The sequence below is a fragment of the Mesorhizobium sp. M4B.F.Ca.ET.017.02.2.1 genome (assembly GCF_003998955.1).
Lineage (GTDB): Bacteria > Pseudomonadota > Alphaproteobacteria > Rhizobiales > Rhizobiaceae > Mesorhizobium > Mesorhizobium abyssinicae.
In genome coordinates this window covers 1-889 of sequence record NZ_RZOF01000658.1, presented here as the reverse complement: position 1 = coordinate 889, position 889 = coordinate 1, and the positions used below count along the sequence as shown (strand labels likewise).

Sequence of the window (889 nt, the reverse complement as noted above, 5' to 3'; positions counted from 1 at the left end):
CGGCACGACAAGATGACAAGTCCCGCACGTCTTGCCGAAAAGTTCTTTGCCCGATTCAGCGTTCGCCGATGCAAGTCGTGCCGAAATCGGCGCAATGGCCGGTCGGCTGGCGCCATGACTGCGCAAGTAGGCCACGACGTCGTCGTGACCACTCAGCTTGGCCAGATGTATGGGCGGACTTCCATTCGATGTCAGCGCGTTGACCTCTGCTCCGGCATCCACGAGATGGATGACGCACTGGAGGCAGCCATTCTCGGCTGCTACGTGAAGCGGCGTTTGCGCTTTCGCCACCTGATTTGGGTCGGCCCCGTTGTCGAGCAACAGCTTCACGATGTCAGCGTACCCGCCCTTGTTGGCGGCGTAGAGCGGCGTTCTTTGCCAACTGACGGGCAGGCTAACGTCCGCCCCACGCTTGATCAGAAGTTGTGCTAACTCGACATTTCCTTTTTCGCAGGCGATGTAGAGCGCCGTAACACCGTCAATTTCGTTAATGGCGGCGCCTTTGTCCAAGGCGGAAGCCACCGCTGCGACGTCGCCCTTCTTGACAAGATCATTCAAGTTGTTCGCCTGGGCGGGCAGTGTAAAAAGCCAAAGGACCCACAAAGTCCTTACTACGCAGATGCGTCCCAGCTTGATCATTGTGCCCTCTCATTGGTCAGAAAAAGCGCACAGGTTTGGCTCCGATTGCGGCTCCATGCACAGAACAAATATTAGCAGATGCTTATTCGAAGACCAAGGAGCGCGCGGCGCGGCAGATCACTCTTCGCTTGTCGGCTTGAATTTCCGCACAACGACCTCGAACAGAATGTCCGAGATCCACATCGCCGAGACGCCGATCAGGAAGGCGGCAGCCAAGGTCGTGGTGTCGTCGGCAGGATCGGGGATCGGC

At 57.8% G+C, this 889-nt stretch carries 1 protein-coding gene; it reads right to left on the bottom strand.

All coding sequences use genetic code 11. The features are described from left to right. Nucleotides 1-639: ankyrin repeat domain-containing protein (locus EN738_RS34670; RefSeq protein WP_189606154.1), on the bottom strand; the 639-nt coding region annotated here is incomplete at its 3' end. Between the last annotated feature and the right edge of the window lie 250 nt (nt 640-889).